The 22,578-nt window shown below is 75.2% G+C and carries 2 protein-coding genes; both read right to left on the bottom strand.

The genetic code is table 11. The features are described from left to right. Nucleotides 1-58: 58 nt before the first annotated feature. Complete coding sequence (locus tag B1H29_RS39675; RefSeq protein WP_432280071.1) at nt 59-17,338, bottom strand: SDR family NAD(P)-dependent oxidoreductase; 17,280 nt, start codon at nt 17,336-17,338, stop codon at nt 59-61. 337 nt (nt 17,339-17,675) lie between these two features. Then, nucleotides 17,676-22,553 carry a type I polyketide synthase gene (locus B1H29_RS34765; RefSeq protein ID WP_055420169.1) on the bottom strand — a complete coding sequence of 1,626 codons (4,878 nt, stop codon included), beginning with the start codon at nt 22,551-22,553 and terminating at the stop codon, nt 17,676-17,678. Nucleotides 22,554-22,578 lie beyond the last annotated feature (25 nt).

Genomic DNA, 22,578 nt, shown 5'->3' with positions numbered 1-22,578 from the left:
GGGGGTGGGATCCTCTGGTTCTGGAAGGACGCGGTGGCCGGGCCGGGCGGGATGGGTGTCAGGCGAGGCCGAGTTCGTTGTCGATCAGGTCGAACATCTCGTCGTCCGTGGTGGTGTCGAGGTCGGAGTCGTCACGTCGGCCGGTGGTCTCCGCGGCGGCGTCGAGCTGCCACTGGAGGGCCTGGAGTCGTTTGGCCAGGCGGGCCCGGTCCTGTTCGTCGAGTTCGGTGCCGCTCACGGCGGCCTCGAGCCCGGCGAGTTCGTCGAAGACGGGCTGGTCCGCGTCGCCGGTCGCGGTGCCGAGTTCGTCCATCAGGTGGTGGACGAGGGCGGCCGGGTCCGGGTGGTCGAAGGTGAGGGTGGTGGGCAGGGCCAGGCCCGTCTCCGCGTTGAGGCGGTTGCGGAGTTCCACCGCGGTCAGCGAGGACATGCCGAGGTCGAGGAAGCCGCGTCCGGAGTCCAGGGCCTCGGCGGAGGCGTGGCCGAGGACGGCGGCGACGTGGCCGAGGACGGTGCGGTGCAGCAGCGCCCGCTGCTGGGGGGCGGTGAGCGCGGTGAGCCTGCGGCGGAAGTCCCGCGGTCCCTGCGGTCCGCCCGTGGTCCCGGCGTCCGCGGTGCGGCGGGCGGCCGGCCGGGCGAGGGCGCGCAGCAGCGGGGGCACCTGGCCGGTGCGCAGGGCGCGCGGGTCGAGCCGTACGGGGACCAGGTGGGCCGTGTCCAGGGTGGTGGCCGTGTCGAGCAGGCCGAGGCCCTGGCCGGAGGTGAGGGGGCGGATGCCGGCCCGGTCGAGCCGGGCGAGGTCGGCCCCGTCGAGGGTGCCGGTGAGGTCGCTGCGGTCCTCCCAGAGGCCCCAGGCGAGGGAGACGGCGGAGAGGCCGCGGGCGCGCCGGTGCTGGGCAAGGGCGTCGAGGAAGGCGTTGGCGGCGGCGTAGTTGGCCTGTCCGGGGCCGCCGGCGAGACCCGCGTAGGAGGAGAACAGCACGAACGCGGTGAGTTTGGTGGCGCGGGTGAGTTCGTGCAGGTTCCACGCGGCGTCGGCCTTGGGTCGCAGGACGCGGTCGAGGCGTTCGGGGGTGAGGGTGTCGAGGAGGCCGTCGTCGAGGACGCCGGCCGCGTGCACCACGGCGGTCAGGGGGTGTGCGGCGGGGACGGCGGCGAGGGTCGTGGCGAGCTGGTCGGCGTCGGCGGCATCGCAGGCGGCGACGGTGACGTGGGCGCCGAGGGCGGTGAGTTCGTCGCGTAGGGCGGTGGCGCCGGGGGCGTCGGGACCGCGGCGGCCGGTGAGTAGCAGGTGGCGTACGCCGTGGCGGGTGACGAGGTGGCGGGCGACAAGACGGCCGAGGACGCCGGTGCCGCCGGTGACGAGGACGGTTCCGGCCGCGGTGTCGTCGCCCCACGGGGTGGGGGCCGCGGGGACGGTGCCTTCCCGGTCGGCACGGACCAGGCGGGGCACGGTGACGGTGCCGGAGCGTACGGCGAACTGGTGCTCGTCGGTGCGGCCGGCCACGGCTGTGGCCACGGCGGTGATCAGGGCGGCGGCCGAGAGGTCCGCGTCCGTGAGCTCACCGGCCGCGTGGTCGGTCATCGCCGCGGAGGCGGTCATGGCCGCGGGGTCAGTCTCGGTCCCGTCGTCCGTCGTGGTCCCGCCATCCGTCGTGGTCGCGGGGCCGGTCGTCGCCGCAAGGTCGGTCGTCGCCAGGTCGGTCGTCGCCGCGGAGGCGGTCATGGCCGCGGGGTCAGTCTCGGTCCCGTCGTCCGTCGTGGTCCCGTCGTCCGTCGTGGTCGCGAGGTCGGTCGCCGTCGCGGGGTCGAGGTCGGCGAGGAGGAAGCGGCCGGGGTGTTCGGTCTGGGCCGAGCGCAGCAGGCCCCAGACGGTGGCGTCGGCGAGGGCGGGGACGCTGTCGTCCGGACCGGTGGCGAGGGCTCCTTCGGTCACCACGAGGAGCCGGGTGCCCGTGTGGCGCGGGTCGCCGAGCCAGGTGGTGGCCAGGCGCAGGGCCCGCTGGGCGGAGGTGTGGGCGGCGCCCGGCATCTCCTGGCCGGTGGCCGTGGTGGTGCCGTTGTCATGGGTGTGGGGGACGACGACCACGGCCGGCTGTGCGGCGTCGCCACTGTCCAGCGCGGCGTCGAGGTCGGCGAGGGTGGCGTGGACGCCGACGGTGGCTCCGGCGCGCTCGAGTGCGGTGGTGAGCCGTCCGTGGCCGCCGATGACGGCCCAGCCGCCGGTGAGGTCGGCGGGCTCGGTGTCGCCGGCCCACGGGGTCCATTCGACGCGGTGCAGTGCGTCGGGGGCCGTCGTGGCCGGGAGCCGGTCGGGGGTGGCCGGGCGGGTGACGGCCGTCGCGGTGAGGACGGGGGCGCCGGTGCCGTCGTGGGCGTGGACCGTCCAGGTGCCGGCGTCACCGGTCAGCCGCAGACGCAGCCGGGTGGCGCCGGTGGCGTGGGTGGTGACGTCCCGCCAGCCGTACGGCAGGTGGGGCGCGTCGGCGTGTTCCGGGGTGGCGGCCAGGGCCAGGGCCGTCTGGAGCAGTGCCGGGTGGAGGCGGAAGGCGGTGGCGTCGGCGCGGGCGTCCTCGGGGAGGTCCACGTCGGCGAGGAGGCCGGTGCCGTGCCGCCACAGTGCGCGCACGGTGCGGAAGGGGTTGCCGGTGTCGAGTCCGCTGCCGTCGAGGCGGTCCTGCGCCTGGCCCGGGTCGGCCGGGCGGGCGCCGGCGGGCGGCCGGGTGCCGGGACCGGACGGTGCGGGCTCGGGGTCGGGATCGCGGTCGGAGTCGGCGGTGGTGAGAGTGCCGTCGGCGTTGAGGGTCCAGGGGGTGTCGGCGCCGTCCGGGTCGGGGACGCGCGAGTGGATGGTGAGGGTCCGCCGGGGCGGGGCCCCGTCGGTGGCGGCGGATGCGGGGGCGGCGGGCGGGGAGACGGTGAGCTGGATGTCGACGCGGCCGTGTCCGGGGACGGCGACCGGGGTGTGTTCGTCGAGGGTGGTGACGACCGGGCAGCCGGTCTCGTCGCCGGCCCGTACCGCCCAGTCCAGCAGGGCGGTCGCGGGGACGACGGCGGTGCCGTGCACGCGGTGGGCGTCCAGCCAGGGCTGGCCGGCGAGGGAGAGGCCGCCGGTGAGAACGGCGCCGCCGTCGGCGAGGCGGACGACGGTGTCGAGGCCGGCCGGTTCGGCCTGGGCGCCGGTCGCCTCCAGCCAGTACCGCTCGCGCTGGAAGGCGTAGGTGGGCAGGTCCACGGGGCGGCCGTGGGCGACGGCGGGCCGCCAGTCGACGGGGACACCGGCGACGTGGGCGGCGGCGAGTGCGGTGAGCATCCGGTCGGTGCCGCCGTCGTCGCGGCGCAGTGAGCCGAGGGCGACCGCGTCGGCTCCGGCCGCGGTGACGGTGTCCTCGATGCCGACGGTGAGGACCGGGTGGGGGCTGCACTCCACGAAGACGTCGTGGCCCTGGTCGAGGAGCGCGCGCAGGGACTCCTCCAGGCGGACGGTGCCGCGCAGGTTGCGGTGCCAGTAGGGGGCGTCCAGGGCGGTGCCGGGCTGCCAGTCGGCGTTGACGGTGGAGAAGAACGGGATGTCGCCGGCGCGGGGCTCGATGCCGGCCAGTGCGGCGGGCAGGCTCTCGGCGAGCCGGTCGACGTCCGCGGAGTGGGAGGCGTAGTCGACGGGGATGCGGCGGGCGCGTACGCCCTGTTCCTCGCAGGTGGCGAGGAGCGTTTCGAGGCCGTCGGTGTCGCCGGAGACGACCACGGAGGAGGGGCCGTTGACGGCGGCGACCGAGACTCCGGGCAGGTCGGCGACGAGGGCGGTGACGTCGTCGTGGGGTGCGGTGACGGCGGCCATGCCGCCGTGGCCGGAGAGTTCGCGGGCGATGGCGAGGCTGCGTACGGCGACTACGCGGGCGGCGTCGGCGAGGGAGAGGGCGCCGCTGACGGCGGCGGCGGCGATCTCGCCCTGGGAGTGGCCGAGGACCGCGGCGGGCCTGAGGCCGTGGGCACGCCACACCTCGGCGAGCGCGACCATCACCGCCCACAGGGCGGGCTGGGCGACGTCGACCCGGTCGAGGCCGGGGGCGTCGTCGGTGCCGCGCAGTACGTCGGTCAGGGACCAGTCGACGTGCGGGGCGAGGGCGTCGGCGCAGGCGGCGATCCGCTCGGCGAACACCGGGCTGGAGTCCAGGAGTCCGGCGCCCATGCCGGCCCACTGGGAGCCCTGGCCGGGGAAGACCAGGACGGCTCTGCGGTCGCGTCCGGCGCCCCGGCCGCCGCTGGTCACGGCGAGTGAGGGGGTGCCCTCGGCGAGGGCGGCCAGGCCGGCGCGGAAGTCGTCCGGGGTGCCGGCGACGACGACGGCGCGCTTGTCCAGGGTGGCCCGGCGGGTGGCGAGGGTCAGGGCGATGTCGGCGGGTGCGGTTCCGGGATGCGCGTCGAGGTGGGCGAGGAGGGCGCGGGCCTGGCCGCGCAGGGCGGCGTCGCTGCGGGCGGACAGGAGCCAGGGCAGCGGGCGGTCGGCGCGGGTCCCCGGCGTGTGGTCGGCGTCGTCGGCCGCCTCGTCGGCGTGCGCCGGGGCGGCCGGGGCCTGGTGTGCGTGGTCGGTGCCGTGGGCCGCGGGGTGCTCGGTGCCGGCCGGCAGAGACGGGGCGCCGGTGCCGTGGAGCGTGGTGTCCGCCGGCGCCTGCTCGAGGATGACGTGGGCGTTGGTGCCGCTGATGCCGAAGGAGGAGACGGCGGCCCGGCGGGGCCGGGGCGTGGCCGGTGCGGGCCACTCGGCGGGGTCGGCGAGGAGGGCGACGGCACCGGCGGACCAGTCGACGTGCGGGGTGGGCGCGTCGATGTGCAGGCTGCGGGGCAGCAGTCCGTGGCGCAGGGCGAGGACCATCTTCATGACGCCGGCGACACCGGCGGCGGCCTGGGTGTGACCCAGGTTGGACTTGACGGAGCCGAGCAGCAGGGGACGTTCGGGGTCGCGGTCCTGGCCGTAGGTGGCGAGGAGGGCCTGGGCCTCGATGGGGTCGCCGAGGCGGGTGCCGGTGCCGTGCGCCTCCACGGCGTCCACCTCGGTGGCGGCGACACCGGCGTCGGCGAGGGCCTGGCGGATGACGCGCTGCTGGGCGGGCCCGTTGGGCGCGGTGAGGCCGTTTGAGGCGCCGTCCTGGTTGACGGCGGAGCCTCGGACGAGGGCGAGGACCTGGTGGCCGTTGCGGCGGGCGTCGGACAGCCGCTCGACGAGGACGAGGCCGACGCCCTCGGAGAAGCCGGTGCCGTCGGCGGCGGCGGCGAACGGCTTGCAGCGGCCGTCGGCGGCCAGACCGCGCTGGCGGGAGAAGTCGACGATGATCTCGGGTGAGCACATGACGGTGACGCCGCCGGCCAGGGCCATGGTGCACTCGCCGCGACGCAGGGACTGGACCGCCATGTGCAGGGCGACCAGGGAGGAGGAGCAGGCGGTGTCGACGGTGACGGCCGGGCCCTCCAGGCCGAGGGTGTAGGCGACGCGGCCGGAGAGCACGCTGTTGGCGTTGCCGTTGTTGACGTACCCGGCGATGTCGTCGGGGACGCGGGTGACGCGCTTGAGGTAGTCGCTGGAGGACAGTCCGGCGAAGACGCCGGTGCGGGTGCCGCGGACCGAGCGGGGATCAATGCCGGCGCGTTCGAAGGTCTCCCAGGCGGTCTCCAGGAGCAGCCGCTGCTGCGGGTCCATGGCGAGCGCTTCGCGCGGGGAGATGCCGAAGAAGTCGGCGTCGAAGTGGGCGGCGTCGTGCAGGAAGCCGCCTTCTCGGGTGCGGGAGGTGACCTGGTCGCCGGGCAGGGCGTCGTAGAGGCCGTCGAGGTCCCAGCCGCGGTCGCCGGGCACCTCGGCGATGGCGTCGGTGCCGTCGGTGAGGAGCCGCCACAGGTCCTCCGGGGAGCGCACCGCGCCGGGGAGGTGGCAGGCCATGCCGACGATGGCGAAGGTCTCGTCCGTGCCGGGGGCGGTGGCCGGCCGCGCGGGGAAGGCGGCCGCGGGTGCGGGGGCGCCGCCGCCCAGTCGGCCGTCGAGGTGGGCGGCGAGTTCGGCGAGGGTCGGGTGGTCGAAGACCAGGGTGGCGGGCAGCCGCAGGGAGGTGGCGGCGTTGAGCCGGTTGCGCAGTTCCACGGCGGTCAGCGAGTCGAAGCCGAGGTCGCGGAAGGCGCGCCCGCCGTGCAGCCGGCCGGGGTCGGTGTGGCCGAGGACGGCGGCGGCGTGGGTGGCGACGAGGTCGCGCAGGACGGTGAGCCGGTCGTCGGCGGGCAGGCCGGCCAGGCGCAGCCGCAGGGCGTCGGTGCCGCCTGCGGACCGAGCCTCGGCGGTGCGGCGGACCGGGCCCCGGTGCAGGGCGCGCAGCAGGTGCGGGACCTCGCCGTCGCCGGCGCGCAGGCGGCCGGTGTCGAGGCGTACGGGGACCAGGTGCGGGCGCTGCGCGGTGAGCGCGGCGTCGAACAGGGCCATGCCGTCGGCGGCGGACAGCGGCAGGACGCCGGAGCGGCGGACGCGCGCGAGGTCGGTGTCGTCGAGGTGGCCGGTCATGGCGCTGGCGTCGGCCCACAGGCCCCAGGACAGGGAGGTGGTGGGCAGGCCGTCGGCGCGGCGGCGGTGGGCGAGGGCGTCGAGGTAGGTGTTGGCGGCGGCGTAGTTGGCCTGTCCGGCGTTGCCGAAGACGCCCGCGCCGGCGGAGAAGAGCACCAGGTCGGCGAGGTCGAGGTCGCGGGTGAGGCGGTGCAGGTGGCGGGCGGCGTCGGCCTTGGGGGCCAGGACGGTGCGCAGCCGCTCGGCGGTGAGGTGTTCGAGGGTTCCGTCGTCCAGGACACCGGCCGCGTGCACCACGGCGGTCAGGGGGTGTGCGGCGGGGACGGCGGCGAGGGCCGCGGCGAGCTGGTCGGCGTCGGCGACGTCGCAGGCGGTGACGGTCACCTCGGCGCCGAGGGCGGTGAGTTCGTCGCGCAGGGCGGTGGCGCCGGGGGCGTCGGGGCCGCGGCGGCCGGTGAGCAGCAGGTGCCGCATGCCGTGGCGGGTGACGAGGTGGCGGGCGAGGATGCCGCCGATGGTGCCGGTGCCGCCGGTGATCAGGACGGTGCCCCCGGGGTCCCAGGCGCGCGGCACGGTGAGGACGATCTTGCCGTAGTGCTTGGCCTGCGCCATGTGGCGGAAGGCGTCGCGGGCCTGGTGGACGTCCCAGGTGACGGTGGGCAGCGGACGCAGGGCGCCGGTCGCGAACAGGCGGGTGAGGTCGGCGAACATCTCCCGGATGCGGTCCTCGCCGGCCTCGCGCAGCTCGTACGCCTGGTAGCGGGCGACGCCGGGGTGTGCGCGGGAGACCTCGTCGGGGTCGCGGACGTCCGTCTTGCCCATTTCGACGAGCCGTCCGCCGGGGGCGAGGAGGCGCAGGGAGGCGTCGACGAAGTCGCCGGCCAGCGAGTTCAGTACGACGTCCACGCCGCGTCCGCCGCTGGTGGCCCGGAACCGGTCCTCGAAGTCGAGGGTGCGGGAGGAGGCCAGGTGGTCGTCGGCCCAGCCTTCGGCGCGCAGCAGCCGGCGCTTGTGGTCACCGGCGGTGCCGTAGACCTCGGCGCCCCAGTGGCGGGCGAGCTGGGCCGCGGCCATGCCGACACCGCCCGCGGCGGCGTGGACGAGGACGGACTCGCCCGCGGTGAGGCCGGCGAGGTCGCGCAGGCCGTAGTAGGCGGTGAGGAAGGCGACGGGCACGGACGCGGCCTGGGTGAAGGTCCAGCCGTCGGGCATGGGCGCGAGCATGCGGGCGTCGGCGACGGCGTGGGTGGCGAAACCGCCGGTGACCAGGCCCATGACGCGGTCGCCGGGCGCGAAGCCGGTGACGCCGGGCCCGGTGGCGGTGACGACGCCGGCGGCCTCGGCGCCGAGGAGCACGGCGGGTCCGGGGTACATGCCGAGGGTGTTGAGGACGTCGCGGAAGTTGAGTCCGGCGGCACGCACCTCGACGAGGACGTGTCCGGGCGCGGACTCGTCGGTGGTCTCGGGGCAGGGCACCAGTTCCAACTGGTCCACGGAGCCCTTCACCGGGATGTCGAGGCGCCATGCGGTGGCGCCGTCGGGTGCGGTGAGGGTGTCGGCGGTGCGGGCGCGGGTCAGCCGGGGCGCGTGGGCGGTGCCCTGGCGCAGGGCGAGCTGCGGTTCGCCGGTGGCGAGCGCGGCGGGCAGGGCCCGCCAGGAGTCCTCGTGGACGTCGAGGTCGGCGAGGACGAGCCGGCCGGGGTGCTGGGACTGGGCGGAGCGCACCAGGCCCCAGACCGCGGCACCGGGCAGATCGTGGGCGGGGTCGCCGGGTCCGGTGGCGACGGCGCCCCGGGTGACGACGACGAGGGGGATGCCGGCGGTGCGGTCGTCGGCGAGCCAGTCGTTGACGGTGGTCAGGACGTCACCGAGGACAGCGTCCGGGACGGCCGGGGTGTCGCGGTCGAGGACAGCGTCCGGTGCAGCCGGGGTGCCGTCGCCGAGGACTGCGCCCGGGGCGGCCGGGGTGCCGTCGCCGAGGACTGCGCCCGGGGCGGCCGGGGTGTCGCCGCCGAGGACGGCGTCCGGGACGGCCGGGGTGTCGCCGCCGCGACGTGCGGCGGCCTGCGCGTCCTCACCGGGGCGCGCGGCGGCCGACGCGTCGTCAGCGTGTGCGGCCGTGGGGCCCTGCCCGGCGAACAGCAGTACCGCGGTGGGAAGTCGGCCGGCGGATCCGTCGAGCACCGAGAGGTCGGCGAGGGCGGGCAGCGGGGCGCCGGTGCCGTCCGGGGCGGTGACGGGGCTGTCCGGGGTGCCTCGGAGCACGGCCCAGCCGGATGCGTCGAAGGGCGTGTCGGCGGGCGTGAGGGAGGTCCAGTCGAGGTGGAACAGCCAGTCGCGGGCGGCCCGTGCGGACGGGTCGAGGGTCTCGGCGGCCACCTCGCGCACGGCCAGCGCGTCGATGACGGCGACGGGCGCGCCGCTGGGGTCGGTGAGGTGGACGGTGACGGTGTCCTCGCCCGCCGGGGAGATCCGTACGCGCAGTGCGGTGGCACCGGTGGCGTACAGGGAGACGCCGGACCAGGCGAAGGGCACGACGGTGCGGTCGTCGCCGCCGGGGGCGAGACCGGCGGCGTGCAGGGCGGCGTCGAGCAGGGCGGGGTGGATGCCGAACCGGGCGGCGTCGCCGCGCACCTGGTCGGGCAGGACGACCTCCGCGAACACGTCGTCGCCGCGCCGCCAGGTGGCGCGGACGCCCTGGAAGACGGGGCCGTACTCGTAGCCGCGGCCGGCGAGCAGGTCGTAGAAGCCGTCGGCGGCCAGGGCGGTGGCGCCGGGCGGCGGCCAGGCGGTGAAGTCCTCGGGCCGGGCCACGGCGGGGGCGCCCGGTTCGACGAGGGTGCCCTGGGCGCGCGGGGTCCACTGGTCCTCGGTGTCGCCGTCGGGGCCGGTGGACCGGGTGTGGACGGTGACCGGGCGGCGGCCGGTGTCGTCGGCGTCACCGATGCCGATCTGGACCTGGACCTCGCCGCGTTCCTGGAGGACGACGGGTGCCTGGAGGGTCAGTTCGTCGATGCCGCCGACGCCGAGGACGTCGCCGGCGCGGATGACGGACTCGACGAGTGCGGTGCCGGGCACGATGACGGTGCCGGACACGGCGTGGTCGGCGAGCCAGGGCTGGCCGCGCAGGGACCAGCGGGCGGTGGCGACGAGTCCGTCACCGCCGGCGAGTTCGACCGAGGCGCCGAGCAGCGGGTGGTCGGGTGACTCCAGTCCGGCGGAGGTGACGTCGCCGGCGGAGTCGGCGAAACGGGGCCAGTAGGGCTGCCGTTGGAAGGGGTAGGTGGGGAGGTCGACGCGCCGGGGGCGGGTGCCCGCGTAGAAGGCGGCCCAGTCGACGTCCGCCCCGTACGCCCATGCCTCACCGAGCGACAGCGTGAACCGCTCCCAGCCCCCCTCGTCACGACGCAGCGTCCCCACCACACCGGCCGGCACACCCGCGTCCTCGACCGTCTCGCGCACACTCGTCGCCACGACCGGATGCGCACTCACCTCCACCAGCACCCGGAAACCGTCCGCCAGCAGCGCACGCGTCGCCGCCTCGAACTCCACCGTCCCCCGCAGATTCCGATACCAGTACCCCGCATCCAGCCCGGCGGTGTCGTACACACCACCGGAGACCGTCGAGTAGAACGGCACCTCGCACGAGCGCGGCACCACCGGAGCCAGCAGCTCCGCCAACTCGTCCTCGATACGCTCCACATGAGCCGAGTGCGACGCGTAGTCCACCGCCACCCGACGGGCCCGCACCCCCTCCGCCTCACACACCACCAGCAGCTCGTCCAACGCGTCCGCGTCACCCGAGACCACCACCGACGACGGCCCGTTCACCGCAGCCACCGACACCCGGCCCTCCCACCGGCCGACCAGCTCACGCACCACCGACACACCACGGGACACCGACACCATGCCACCCGCACCCGACAACGCACGCAACGCACGCGACCGCAACGCCACCACCAGCGCCGCATCCTCCAACGACAACGCACCCGCCACACACGCGGCCGCGATCTCACCCTGCGAATGACCCACCACCGCACCCGGCCGCACACCGCACGACCGCCACACCTCCGCCAACGACACCATCACCGCCCACAACACCGGCTGCACCACATCCACCCGCTCCAACGAAGGAGCACCCTCCACACCCCGCACCACGTCCAGCAACGACCACTCCACGTGCGGTGACAGGGCGGCCGCGCACTCCGCCATGCGAGCGGCGAACACCGGGGACGTGTCCAGGAGTTCAACGGCCATGCCGGCCCACTGGGAGCCCTGGCCCGGGAAGACGAACACGGCGCCGGGTCCGGTCTCGGCGACGCCGTCCACGACGCGGGCGGACGGCTCGGCGGCGGCGAGCGCGTCGAGGCCGGAGAGGAGGCCGTCGAGGTCGCTGCCGACGACGACCGCGCGGTGGTCCATGGCGACGCGGGTCGAGACCAGCGAGTGCGCCACGTCCAGCGCACCCGCACCGCTGTCGCGCACGGACGCGGCCAGCCGCGCGGCCTGCTCCCGCACCGCCTCACGCGACTTCGCCGACACCGCCCACGGCAGCCACGCCGGGGCCTGGCCCGCTTCGGTGAGGACGCCGTCCGTCTCCGCGGCCGGGCCGCCGGTCCCGTCGGCGGGCTCGGGTTCCGGGGCCTGTTCGAGGATGAGGTGGCCGTTGGTGCCGCTGATGCCGAAAGAGGAGATGCCGGCGCGGCGGGGATGGCCGGCGTCCGGCCAGGGGGTGGCCTCCGTGACCAGGCGGACGGCACCGCCGGACCAGTCGACGACCGAAGTGGGTGCGGTGATGTGCAGGCTTCTGGGCACCGTGCCGTGCCGCATCGCGAGCACCATCTTCATCATGCCGCCGACTCCCGCGGCGGCCTGGGTGTGGCCGATGTTCGACTTCAGCGAGCCCAGCAGCAGCGGCCGGTCGGCCGGACGGTCCTGGCCGTAGGTGGCGAGGATGGCCTGGGCCTCGATGGGGTCGCCGAGCGGGGTGCCGGTACCGTGCGCCTCGACCACGTCGACCTCGGTGGGGACGAGCCCGGCGTTGGCGAGGGCCTGGCGGATGACGCGCTGCTGGGACGGGCCGTTGGGGGCGGTGAGGCCGTTGGAGGCGCCGTCCTGGTTGAGGGCGGAGCCCCGGACCACGGCGAGCACGGGGTGGCCGTTGCGGCGGGCGTCGGACAGCCGCTCCAGCAGGACCAGGCCGACGCCCTCGGCGAAGCCCATGCCGTCGGCGCCCTCGGCGAACGCCTTGCAGCGGCCGTCGGGGGCGAGGCCCCGCTGCCGGGAGAACTCCACGTAGGGCTCGGGGGTGGACATGATGGTGACGCCGCCGGCCAGGGCCATGGTGCACTCGCCGGTGCGCAGCGACTGCAGGGCCAGGTGCAGGGCGACCATGGAGGAGGAGCAGCCGGTGTCCATGGTGACGGCGGGGCCCTCGAAGCCGTACGTGTAGGACAGGCGGCCCGACGCGATGCTGGAGGCGTTGCCCGTCATGAGGTGGCCGGCGAGCTGCTCCTGGGCGGCGGCACCGCCGAGGCGGACCTGGTAGTCGGTGTTGATGGTGCCGACGAAGACGCCGGTGGCCGTGGCGCGCAGGCTCTCCGGGTCGATGCCGGCGCGTTCGAACGTCTCCCAGGAGGTCTCCAGCAGCAGGCGCTGCTGCGGGTCCATGGCGAGGGCCTCGCGCGGGGAGATACCGAAGAACGCCGGGTCGAATCCGGCGACGTCCTGGATGAAGCCGCCCTCACGGCTGTAGGTGGTGCCTTGGCGTTCGGAGTCGGGGTCGTACATCGAGTCGAGGTCCCAGCCCCGGTCGGCGGGCGGCGTGGACACCGCGTCGACCTCGGCGGCCATCAGGTCCCACAGTTCCTCGGGGGTGGTGACCCCGCCGGGGAAGCGGCAGGCCATGGCGACCACGGCCATCGGCTCGTCCGTGACACCGGCCGCGACGGCCACGGGTGCGGCGGCGGGCCGCTCTCCGCCGAGCAGCCGGTCCCTCAGGTGGTCGACGACGGCGGCGGTGTTGGGGTGGTCGAACAGGAGCGTCGTGGGCAGCTTGACGTCGGTGGCGGCGGTGATGCGGTTGCGCACCTCGACGGCGGTGAGCGAGTCGAAGCCGAGGTCCTTGAAGGCGCGGTGCACGTCGACCGCCTCGGGCGAGGCGTACCGCAGGGCGGTGGCGACCTCGGCGCGGACCAGGTCGGTGAGCAGACGGTCCTGTTCGGTGGGAGCGAGGCCGCGCAGCCGGTCGCGCAGGGCGTGGGTGTCAGGTGCGGTGGCCTTCGCCGCCTCCAGGGCACGGCGGACCTCGGGCAGGTCCGCGAGGAGGGGACTGGGCCGGGCCGCGGTCAGGGCGGTGGCGTACGAGGGCCAGTCGACGTCGAGGACGGTGGCGTGCGGGACGCCCTCGCCGACGGCGGCGCGCAGGGCGGCGACGGCGGTGTCGGGCGGCATCGGGGTGAGTCCGTCGTGGCGCATCCGGTCGGCGAGGACGTCGGCGGTGGCCATGCCGGCGTCGGCCCAGGGGCCCCAGGCGACGGAGGTGACGGGCAGGCCGGCGGCGCGGCGCTGCTCGGCGACGGCGTCGAGGTGGGCGTTGGCGGCGGCGTAGTTGGCCTGTCCGGCGTTGCCGAGGACGCCGACGACGGAGGAGAACAGCACGAACATCGACAGGTCGTGGTCGCGGGTGAGTTCGTGCAGGTTGGCGGTGCCGAGGGTCTTCGGGCGCAGGACGGCGTCGAAGCGGTCCAGGGTGAGGGCGTCGAGGACGCCGTCGTCGAGGACGCCCGCGGCGTGGACGACGCCGGTGAGCGGCAGGTCGGCGGGGAGGGAGCCGAGGAGCGCGGCGAGCTGGTCGCGGTCGGCGACGTCGCAGTCGGCGACGGTGACGCGGGCACCGTGGGCGGTGAGTTCGGCGGTGAGGTCGGCGACTTTGGGGGCGTCGGGGCCGCGGCGGCTGGTGAGGACCAGGTGCCGGGTGCCGGCGGCGGCCAGGGAGCGGGCGACGTGCGCGCCGAGGGCGCCGGTGCCGCCGGTGATCAGGACGGTGTCGTGCGTGCCCCAGGTGTCGGCGGGGTCGGTGCCGGTGATGCCGGTACCGGTGGCGTCGGTGCCGGTACCGGCCGGGTCGGTGCCGGTGGTGCCGGGGTCCGTGCCGGTGGTGTTGGTACCGGCCGGGTCGGTGCCGCGCGTGGGCTCGGGCAGCGGCATCCGGGCGAGCCGGCGGGCGTAGGAGCCGGAGGCGCGTACGGCGAGCTGGTCCTCGGGGCCGCCGAGCAGTGCGGGCAGGCGGTCGAGGGCGCGCGGGTCGGAGACTGGCGGCAGGTCGACGAGTCCGCCCCAGGTGTCGGGGAGTTCGAAGGCGACGGCGCGGCCGAAGCCCCAGGTCTGCGCCTGGACGGGTGCGGTCAGCGGGTCCCTGCCGTCCACGGAGACGGCGCCCCTGGTGAGCGCCCACAGGCGGGCGCCCGTGCCGGCGAGGGCGTGCGTCAGCTCCTTGGTGGCGGCGAGGCCGCGGGGTACGGCGGGGTGGTCGGGGTGGGGCCGCTCGTCGAGGGCGAGCAGCGACAGCACTCCGGCGGGTTCCGGGCCGTCGGGGGTGGTGAGCAGGGCGGTGAGGGCGGCGGTGTCCTCGTCGCCGGTCAGGTCGTGGCGGTCGACCCGCAGTCCGCGGGCGGAGAGGGCGGCCAGGACGTCGGTGACCCAGGCGTCGTCGGCGTGCCCGGCCGGGACGAGCGCGGCCCAGCGGCCGTCGGGGACGGGTCCGGCGGCGCCGGTCAGCGGGGTCCAGTGGACGCGGTGGCGCCAGGCGTCGAGGGTGGTGCGCAGGGTGCGGCGTCGCCGCCAGGAGGCGAGGGCGGGCAGCAGGCTGCTGAAGGCCTCGGTGTCGTCGCCGGTGATGTCGAGGACGGTGGACAGCCGGGTGACGTCCTCGCTCTCGACGGCCGCCCAGAACTCGCCGTCGGCGGGGTCGGTTCCGGCGCCCGCCGGCCGGTCGTTCTCGCCGGGGGTGAGCCAGTACCACTCGTGCTGGAAGGGGTAGGTGGGGAGGTCGACGCGCCGGGGGCGGGTGCCCGCGTAGAAGGCGGCCCAGTCGACGTCCGCCCCGTACGCCCACGCCTCACCCAACGACAACGTGAACCGCTCCCAGCCCCCCTCGTCCCGCCGCAACGTGCCCACCACACCCGCCGGCACACCCGCGTCCTCGACGGTCTCCCGCACCCCCGTCGCCACCACCGGATGCGCACTCACCTCCACCAGCACCCGGAAACCATCCGCCAGCAGCGCACGCGTCGCCGCCTCGAACTCCACCGTCCCCCGCAGATTCCGATACCAGTACCCCGCATCCAGCCCGGCGGTGTCGATCACACCACCCGACACCGTCGAATAGAACGGCACCTCACACGAACGCGGCACCACCGGAGCCAGCAACTCCGCCAACTCACCCTCGATACGCTCCACATGAGCCGAATGCGACGCGTAGTCCACCGCCACCCGACGGGCCCGCACCCCCTCCGCCTCACACACCACCAGCAGCTCGTCCAACGCGTCCGCGTCACCCGAGACCACCACCGACGACGGCCCGTTCACCGCAGCCACCGACACCCGGCCCTCCCACCGGCCGACCAGCTCACGCACCACCGACACACCACGGGACACCGACACCATGCCACCCGCACCCGACAACGCACGCAACGCACGCGACCGCAACGCCACCACCAGCGCCGCATCCTCCAACGACAACGCACCCGCCACACACGCCGCCGCGATCTCACCCTGCGAATGACCCACCACAGCAGCCGGCCGCACACCACACGACCGCCACACCTCCGCCAACGACACCATCACAGCCCACAACACCGGCTGCACCACATCCACCCGCTCCAACGAAGGAGCACCCTCCACCCCCCGCACCACATCCAGCAACGACCACTCCACGTGGGGAGCGAGCGCATCGGCGCAGGCGGCCATGCGGGCCGCGAAGACGGGTGAGGTGTCGAGGAGCTCGACGGCCATACCGGCCCACTGCGATCCCTGGCCCGGGAACACGAACACGGCGCCGCCGTCGGCGGACGCGCCCTCGACGACGTTCGGGCGGGACCGTCCGGCGGTGAGCGCGTCGAGGCCGGCCAGGAGGTCGTCGGCGCCCTGGCCGACGACCACCGCACGGTGGTCCATGGCGACCCGGGTCGACGCCAGCGCATGTGCCACGTCCAGCGCTTCGGCGCCGGTCCCGCGCACGGACGCCGCCAGCCGCGCCGCCTGCTCCCGCACCGCCTCACGCGACTTGCCCGACACCACCCACGGCAGCCACACGGGGGCCTGGGCGGCCCCCGTCCCAGCCCCAGCCCCGGCCTCGGCCTCGGTGTCGGCCTCGGTGTCGGTGTCGGTGTCGGCCCCGGTTTCCTCGGCCGGCGCCTGCTCCAGTACGAGGTGGGCGTTGGTGCCGCTGACGCCGAAGGAGGAGACGGCGGCGCGGCGCGGGCGGCCGGTCTCGGGCCAGGCGGTGTGCTCGGTGAGCAGGTCGACGGCACCGTCGGCCCAGTCGGCGTGGGGGGTGGGTGCGTCGATGTGGAGGCTCTTGGGCAGGGTGCCGTGCCGCATGGCCTGCACCATCTTGATGACGCCACCGACTCCCGAGGCGGCCTGGGTGTGGCCGATGTTGGACTTCAGTGAGCCCAGCAGCAGCGGCCGGTCGGCCGGACGGTCCTGGCCGTAGGTGGCGAGCAGGGCCTGCGCCTCGATCGGGTCACCCAGGGTGGTGCCGGTGCCGTGCGCCTCGACCACGTCGATGTCGGCGGCGCCGATCCCGGCGTCGATGAGGGCCTGGCGGATCAGACGCTGCTGGGAGGGGCCGTTGGGGGCGGTGAGTCCGTTGGATGCGCCGTCCTGGTTGATGGCGGAGCCGCGGACCACCGCGAGCACGGGATGCCCGTTGCGGCGGGCGTCCGACAGGCGCTCCAGCACGATCAGGCCGACGCCCTCGGACCAGGCGGTGCCGTCGGCGCCGGCGGCGAACGCCTTGCAGCGGCCGTCGGCGGCCAGACCCCGCTGGCGGGCGAACTCGGTGAACATCTTCGGCGTCGACATGACCGTGGCGCCGCCGGCCAGGGCGAGGGAGCACTCCCCCTGGCGCAGGGAGCGCACGGCCAGGTGGAGGGCGACCAGGGAGGAGGAGCAGGCGGTGTCGACGGTGACCGCCGGGCCCTCGAAGCCGTACGTGTAGGAGAGGCGGCCGGAGGCGACGGCGACGGTGTTGCCGGTGAGGAGGTGTCCGGCGACCTCTTCGTGCCGGCCGCGGGCGGCACCGTCGTAGTCTCCGTGGCCGGTGCCGACGAAGATGCCGGTGGGGCTGCCGGTGAGGGTGTCGGGGACGATGCCGGCGCGTTCCAGGGCCTCCCAGGAGGTCTCCAGCAGCAGGCGCTGCTGCGGGTCCATGGCGAGGGCCTCGCGCGGGGAGATCCCGAAGAACGCCGGGTCGAACTCGCCGGCCTCGTGCAGGAATCCGCCCTCGCGGGCGTAGGTGGTGCCGTGGTGTTCGGGGTCGGGGTGGAAGAGCCGGTCGAGGTCCCAGCCCCGGTTGCCGGGGAACGCCGATATGGCGTCCACTCCGTCCCGGGCCAGCTCCCACAGTTCCTCGGGTGAGCGGACGCCACCGGGGTAGCGGCAGGCCATGGCGACGACGGCGACGGGCTCGCGGTCCCGGTTCTCCGCCTCGCTGAGCTGCTGCCGGGCCTCCTGCAGGTCGGCGATCGCCCGCTTGAGGTACACGCGGAGCTTGTCCTCGTTCGACATCAGGTGCCCACCTCTCACTGAGATTCCGGGAACGCGGAGAGCGGCGATTCCCGGAATCCACGCCACGACCCTGTTCGCAGGCCGGCCGGGGCCGAATGGACTCGGCCCGGCCGGTGCTCCGGACCGGGCGGCAGGGGCGCGACCCGGTCCGTGGCCAGTCTGGCCGTCATGGACTGCGGGTTTCCCTAAAGCCTGGAGAGCCTGGCGGGACGAGCAGGCCGGGCGTGGGTGGCGGGCACCACTCGGGACGAGCGGGCCGGGGGCGGGTGGCGGGCACCACTCGCCCCCGGCCCGGGGGCGAGGACGGCAGAGGTCTGGGGGTTTCCCCGATGAGGTCCGGTCAGAGCGCTCCGGCCGTCTCGTCGACATCACTGGTGGCGTCGGCGGTTGCGGTGGTGACCGGTTCGCCGGTTTCCCGCGCGGTCAGCCATTCCTCCATCAGGTTCGCGGCCTCCCCCGAGTCCTCACGGATGAGGGAGAGGTGGTCGGCGTCCACCGGCCGGACGGCCGCCGACGGCACCACCGGCTCGTGCAGACGCTCCGGGTCGGGTGCGGGCACCCCCTCGATCAGGGCGCGCGTGCACTTGATCTCCAGCACGGGAGCGGTCGTGGGCTGTACGTCGAGGGCGTTCAGCAGCACCATCCAGCGGCCCATGGCGGACAGGCGCGAGTTGGTGAGCCGCACCGGGGAGTCGTCGACCTGCGTGAAGTTGAACTTCATCATGCCGGAGTAGTCGACGCCCTCGTCGCTCTCGTGCCGAATGCTCAAGGTGTCCAGCAGGACCACGGCTTGCGGGCGGATGCCCCAGGTGCTTTCCAGCACGCCGGCCGCGGCGTAGGCGAGGGAACCGCCGGACGAGTGTCCGACCAGGACGAACGGGTGGCCGTCCGCCGCCTGGAGCGCGCTTTCGGCGATCACCCGGGCCGCCTGCTCGGGGCCGGCGGGCAGGGATTCCCCGGTGGCGAACCCGACCAGGGGCAGCGCGGCGACGTGCCGCCGGCCCCGGAAGTGGCCGGCCAGTGTCGCGTACTGGTGGACGCCGCCGTTGGCGGTGGGCGCGCTGACGCAGACGAGTCGCGACGGCGCCGGTCCCTCGGCGAGCGTCACCGGCCAGGGCAAGTCCTCCAGTTCGGCCGTCGCCTCGAAGGTGGGCCGCAGCGCGGCGACGGTGGCCAGCATGCGCTGGGCCTCCCGGATCCTGCCGCGGGCGAGGCCGTCGAGGAACAGCCGCTCCAGTGAGTCGTTCTCGGCCGGGCTGCCTGCCGCGGCACCGCCACGGGCGGCCGGGCCGCCGCCCTGCGCGGACAGTTCGGTGGCCAGCCAGGTGGTGAGTCCCCCGGGCGAACCGCTGTCGTAGACGATGCTGGCCGGCAGCGGGATTCCGGTGGCTTCACCGAGCTTGCGGCGCAGTTCGATACCGATGAGCGAATCGAAGCCGAGCTCGAGGAAGTCCCGCTCCGGGTCGACCTCGGACGGGTCGGCGTGGCCGAGGAGTTCCGCGGTGTGGGCGACGACGAGGTCGCGCAGCGCCTGCTCGCGTTCGCCGGCGCCAAGGGTGTCCAGGCGCTCCCGGAAGGAGGCCGGGGCGGTGAGGGGGGCAGCGGTGGAAGCAGCCGCGGCCCGCGGCGCGCGGCCCGCCTGCCCCGTCCCGGGCGACACGTCTGCGGTCTGCGCGCTCGCCGCGGCTGCGGGGGCGGGGGCCGGACCGAGCAGCCGGGCGGCGGACGAGGGGCGCAGGGCCAGCGACTCGACCGAGAGGACGGGCCGGCCCGTGGGGTCGGCGGCGGCGATGGACACGGAGTCCTCGCCGACCTTGGTGAGCCGGACGCGCAGCCGCGCGGCGCCGGAGGCGTGCAGGCAGACCCCGGACCAGGAGAAGGGCAGGAGTCCCTGGTCCGCGTCCTTCAGCCGGACGAACTCCACGGCGTGCAGCGCGGCGGTCAGCAGCGCCGGGTGCAGGGCGAAGAGCGCCGCGTCGTCGCCTCGGCCGGGCAGTTCCAGTTCGGCGAGGACCGCGTCGTCCCTCGTCCAGGCGGCGCGCAGCCCTTGGAACAGGGGGCCGTACTCGGTGCGCTCGTAGAAGCCCGTGAGATCGACGGGCTCGGCGTCGCGCGGCGGCCATGCGGCCGCGTCGAAGTCGATGCCGCGTTCGCCGGGGACCAGGGCGCCGACGGCGTGCCGGGTCCAGGGCGCGTCGTCGGCGTCGGCGGGGCGGGAGTGGATGCCCAGCTCCCGGACGCCGGATTCGTCGGGGGCGCCGACGCGCACCTGTACGACGACGGCACCGCGCTCGTCGAGGACCAGCGGGGTGGTGAGGGCGAGGTCCTGTACGCGTCCGCAACCGACCTGGTCCCCGGCGCGGACGGCCAGTTCCAGGAATCCGGTCGCGGGGAAGAGGACCATGCCGCCCATGATGTGGTCGGCCAGCCAGGGGTGGGTGCGCAGCGACAGGCGCCCGGTGAGCAGGACGCCCTCCGAGCCGGCCAGCGACACGGCCGCGCCCAGCAGCGGGTGTTCGGCCGGGACGAGTCCGGCCCCGGCCAGGTCCGCGGCGTGGGCGAGCGGGCGCGGCCAGTAGGCCCGGTGCTGCCACGGGTACGTGGGAACGTCGGTGCGGCGGGCTCCGGTGCCGTCGAACCAGGCCGACCAGTCGACGGTCACGCCGGACACGTGGAGCCGCGCGATTGCGGTGAGCAGCGCGCTCTCCTCGCCCTGCCGGGCACGCTGGGCGGCCTCGGCCACCAGACCGGCGTCCGCCTCGTGGATCCGCCGGGTCAGCGCGGTGAGGACGCCGTCGGGGCCGAGCTCCAGGAAGGCGTTCACCCCGGCCCCGGTCAGGGTACGGACCCCGTCCGCGAAACGCACGGTCTCCCGGACGTGCCGCACCCAGTACTCCGCCGAGCACAGCAGGCCGGCGTCGGCGAGGGCGCCCGTCACGTTCGAGACGACGGGAAGGGACGGCTCGTGGTAGGTCAGCCCCTCGGCGACCTCACGGAACGCGTCGAGCATCGGCTCCATCAACGGCGAATGGAACGCATGGCTCACCGACAGCCGCCGGGTCTTACGACCGTCGAACGCCTCCGCCAGGGCCAGGACCTCACCCTCCACACCGGCGACGACCACCGCGTCGGGACCGTTGACCGCGGCCAGGGACACACCCTCCGTCAGCAGCGGACGGACCTCCTCCTCGGCGGCCTGGACGGCGACCATCGCACCGCCCGCGGGCAGCTCCCCCATCAGCCGGGCACGGGCCGCCACCAGCGTGCACGCGTCCTCCAGCGACAGCACACCCGCCACATGCGCGGCCGTGACCTCACCGATGGAATGACCGGCCACGAACTCCGGCCGCACACCCCACGACTCCACCAGCCGATACAGGGCCACCTCCAGCGCGAACAACGCCGGCTGCGTGTAACCCGTGTCATCGAGGAGGTCGGACTCCCCGAACATCACCTCCCGCAGCGACGACTCCCGGTCCAAGTGCGCCAGTACGGCGTCCAGCGCCTCCGCGAACACCGGGAACCGGGCATACAACTCCCGCCCCATCCCCGCACGCTGCGAACCCTGACCCGAGAACAGCACCGTGAGCGACCGCTCCCCCGCACGCCCCCGCGCCACCTCCGACAACCCGCCGTCCACACCCGCCAGCAACACCGCCCGATGCTCGAACACCGAACGACCCGAAGCCAGCGAATACCCCACATCCAGCGCGGAGGCACCGGTCGTCAGGGCCTGCACGTGGTCGATCCGGGCGGCGAGAGCGGCCTTCGTCCGGGCGGCGACCGGCCATGGGACGAGCGTCGGCCGTGCCGCCGGCTCGGCGGGCGCGTCGGGCTCCTCCGGTTCGGGTGCCTGCTCGACGACGAGGTGGGCGTTGGTGCCGCTGATGCCGAAGGAGGACACGCCCACGCGGCGGGGCCGACCGGTCTCGGGCCAGGGGGTCGGTTCGGTGAGGAGGCGGACGTGTCCGGCGGTCCAGTCCACGTGGCTGGACGGCGCGTCGACGTGGAGGGTCTTCGGCAGCAGGCCGTGGCGCAGGGCCAGGACGGTCTTGATGACGCCCGCGACACCGGCGGCGGCCTGGGAGTGGCCGATGTTCGACTTCACGGAGCCGAGGAGCAGCGGCCGGTCGGCGGGCCGGTCCTGGCCGTAGGTGGCGAGGAGGGCCTGCGCCTCGATGGGGTCGCCGAGCGGGGTGCCGGTGCCGTGTGCCTCGACGGCGTCCACGTCGGCCGGGGAGAGACCGGCGCCCGCCAGGGCCTGGCGGATGACCCGCTGCTGGGAGGGACCGTTCGGAGCGGTGAGGCCGTTCGAGGCGCCGTCCTGGTTGACGGCGGAGCCGCGGATGACGGCGAGGACCTGGTGGCCGTTGCGGCGGGCGTCGGAGAGGCGTTCCAGGACGAGGACGCCGCTGCCCTCGGACCAGCCGGTGCCGTCGGCCGCGTCGGCGAAGGCCTTGCAGCGGCCGCTGGTGGAGATGCCGCCCTGGCGCGTGAAGCCGGAGAAGCCCATGGGGGTGGACATGACGGTGACGCCGCCGGCCAGAGCGAGGCCGCACTCCCCGTTGCGCAGGGACTGCGCGGCGAGGTGGAGGGCGACCAGGGAGGAGGAGCAGGCGGTGTCCACGGTGACGGCCGGGCCGGCGAGGTCGAAGGCGTAGGCGATGCGCCCGGAGACGACGCTCGCGGTGAGGCCGGTGGTGGCGTGGCCCTCGGCGTCCTCGCGGGAGTTCATCACCACGCCGACGTAGTCGACGCCGGCGGTGCCGACGAAGACACCGGTGCGTGAGCCGCGCAGGGACCGCGGGTCGATGCCGGCCCGTTCGACGGCCTCCCAGGTGGTCTCCAGCAGGAGCCGCTGCTGGGGGTCCATGGCGACGGCCTCGCGGGGGGAGATCCCGAAGAACCCGGCGTCGAAGGCGGCGGCGTCCACGAAGCCGCCCTCCGCGGCGGCGCTGCTGCCGGCGCCGTCACCGCCGAGGGCTTCGAGGTCCCATCCCCGGTCGGTGGGGAACGGCGTGATGCCGTCGCGGCCCTCGTCCAGCAGACGCCAGAAGTCCTCCGGGGACGCGACGCCGCCGGGCAGCCGGCAGGCCATGCCGACGACCGCGATCGGCTCGTGGCGGCTCGCCTCGGCCTCCTCCAGCCGCCGGCGCGTCTTGTGGAGATCGGCCGTGACCCACTTGAGGTAGTCGACGAGCTTTTTGTCATCGGGCATGACGGGGGAAACCTTCCTGTGGTGG

The organism is Streptomyces pactum (assembly GCF_002005225.1).
GTDB lineage: Bacteria > Actinomycetota > Actinomycetes > Streptomycetales > Streptomycetaceae > Streptomyces > Streptomyces pactum_A.
This window is presented reverse-complemented; position numbering and strand designations above follow the sequence as displayed.

Coding starts and splice junctions, on each gene's coding strand:
- B1H29_RS34765 (WP_055420169.1), bottom strand. CDS start 22,553: ATGCCCGATGACAAAAAGCTCGTCGACTACCTCAAGTGGGTCACGGCC.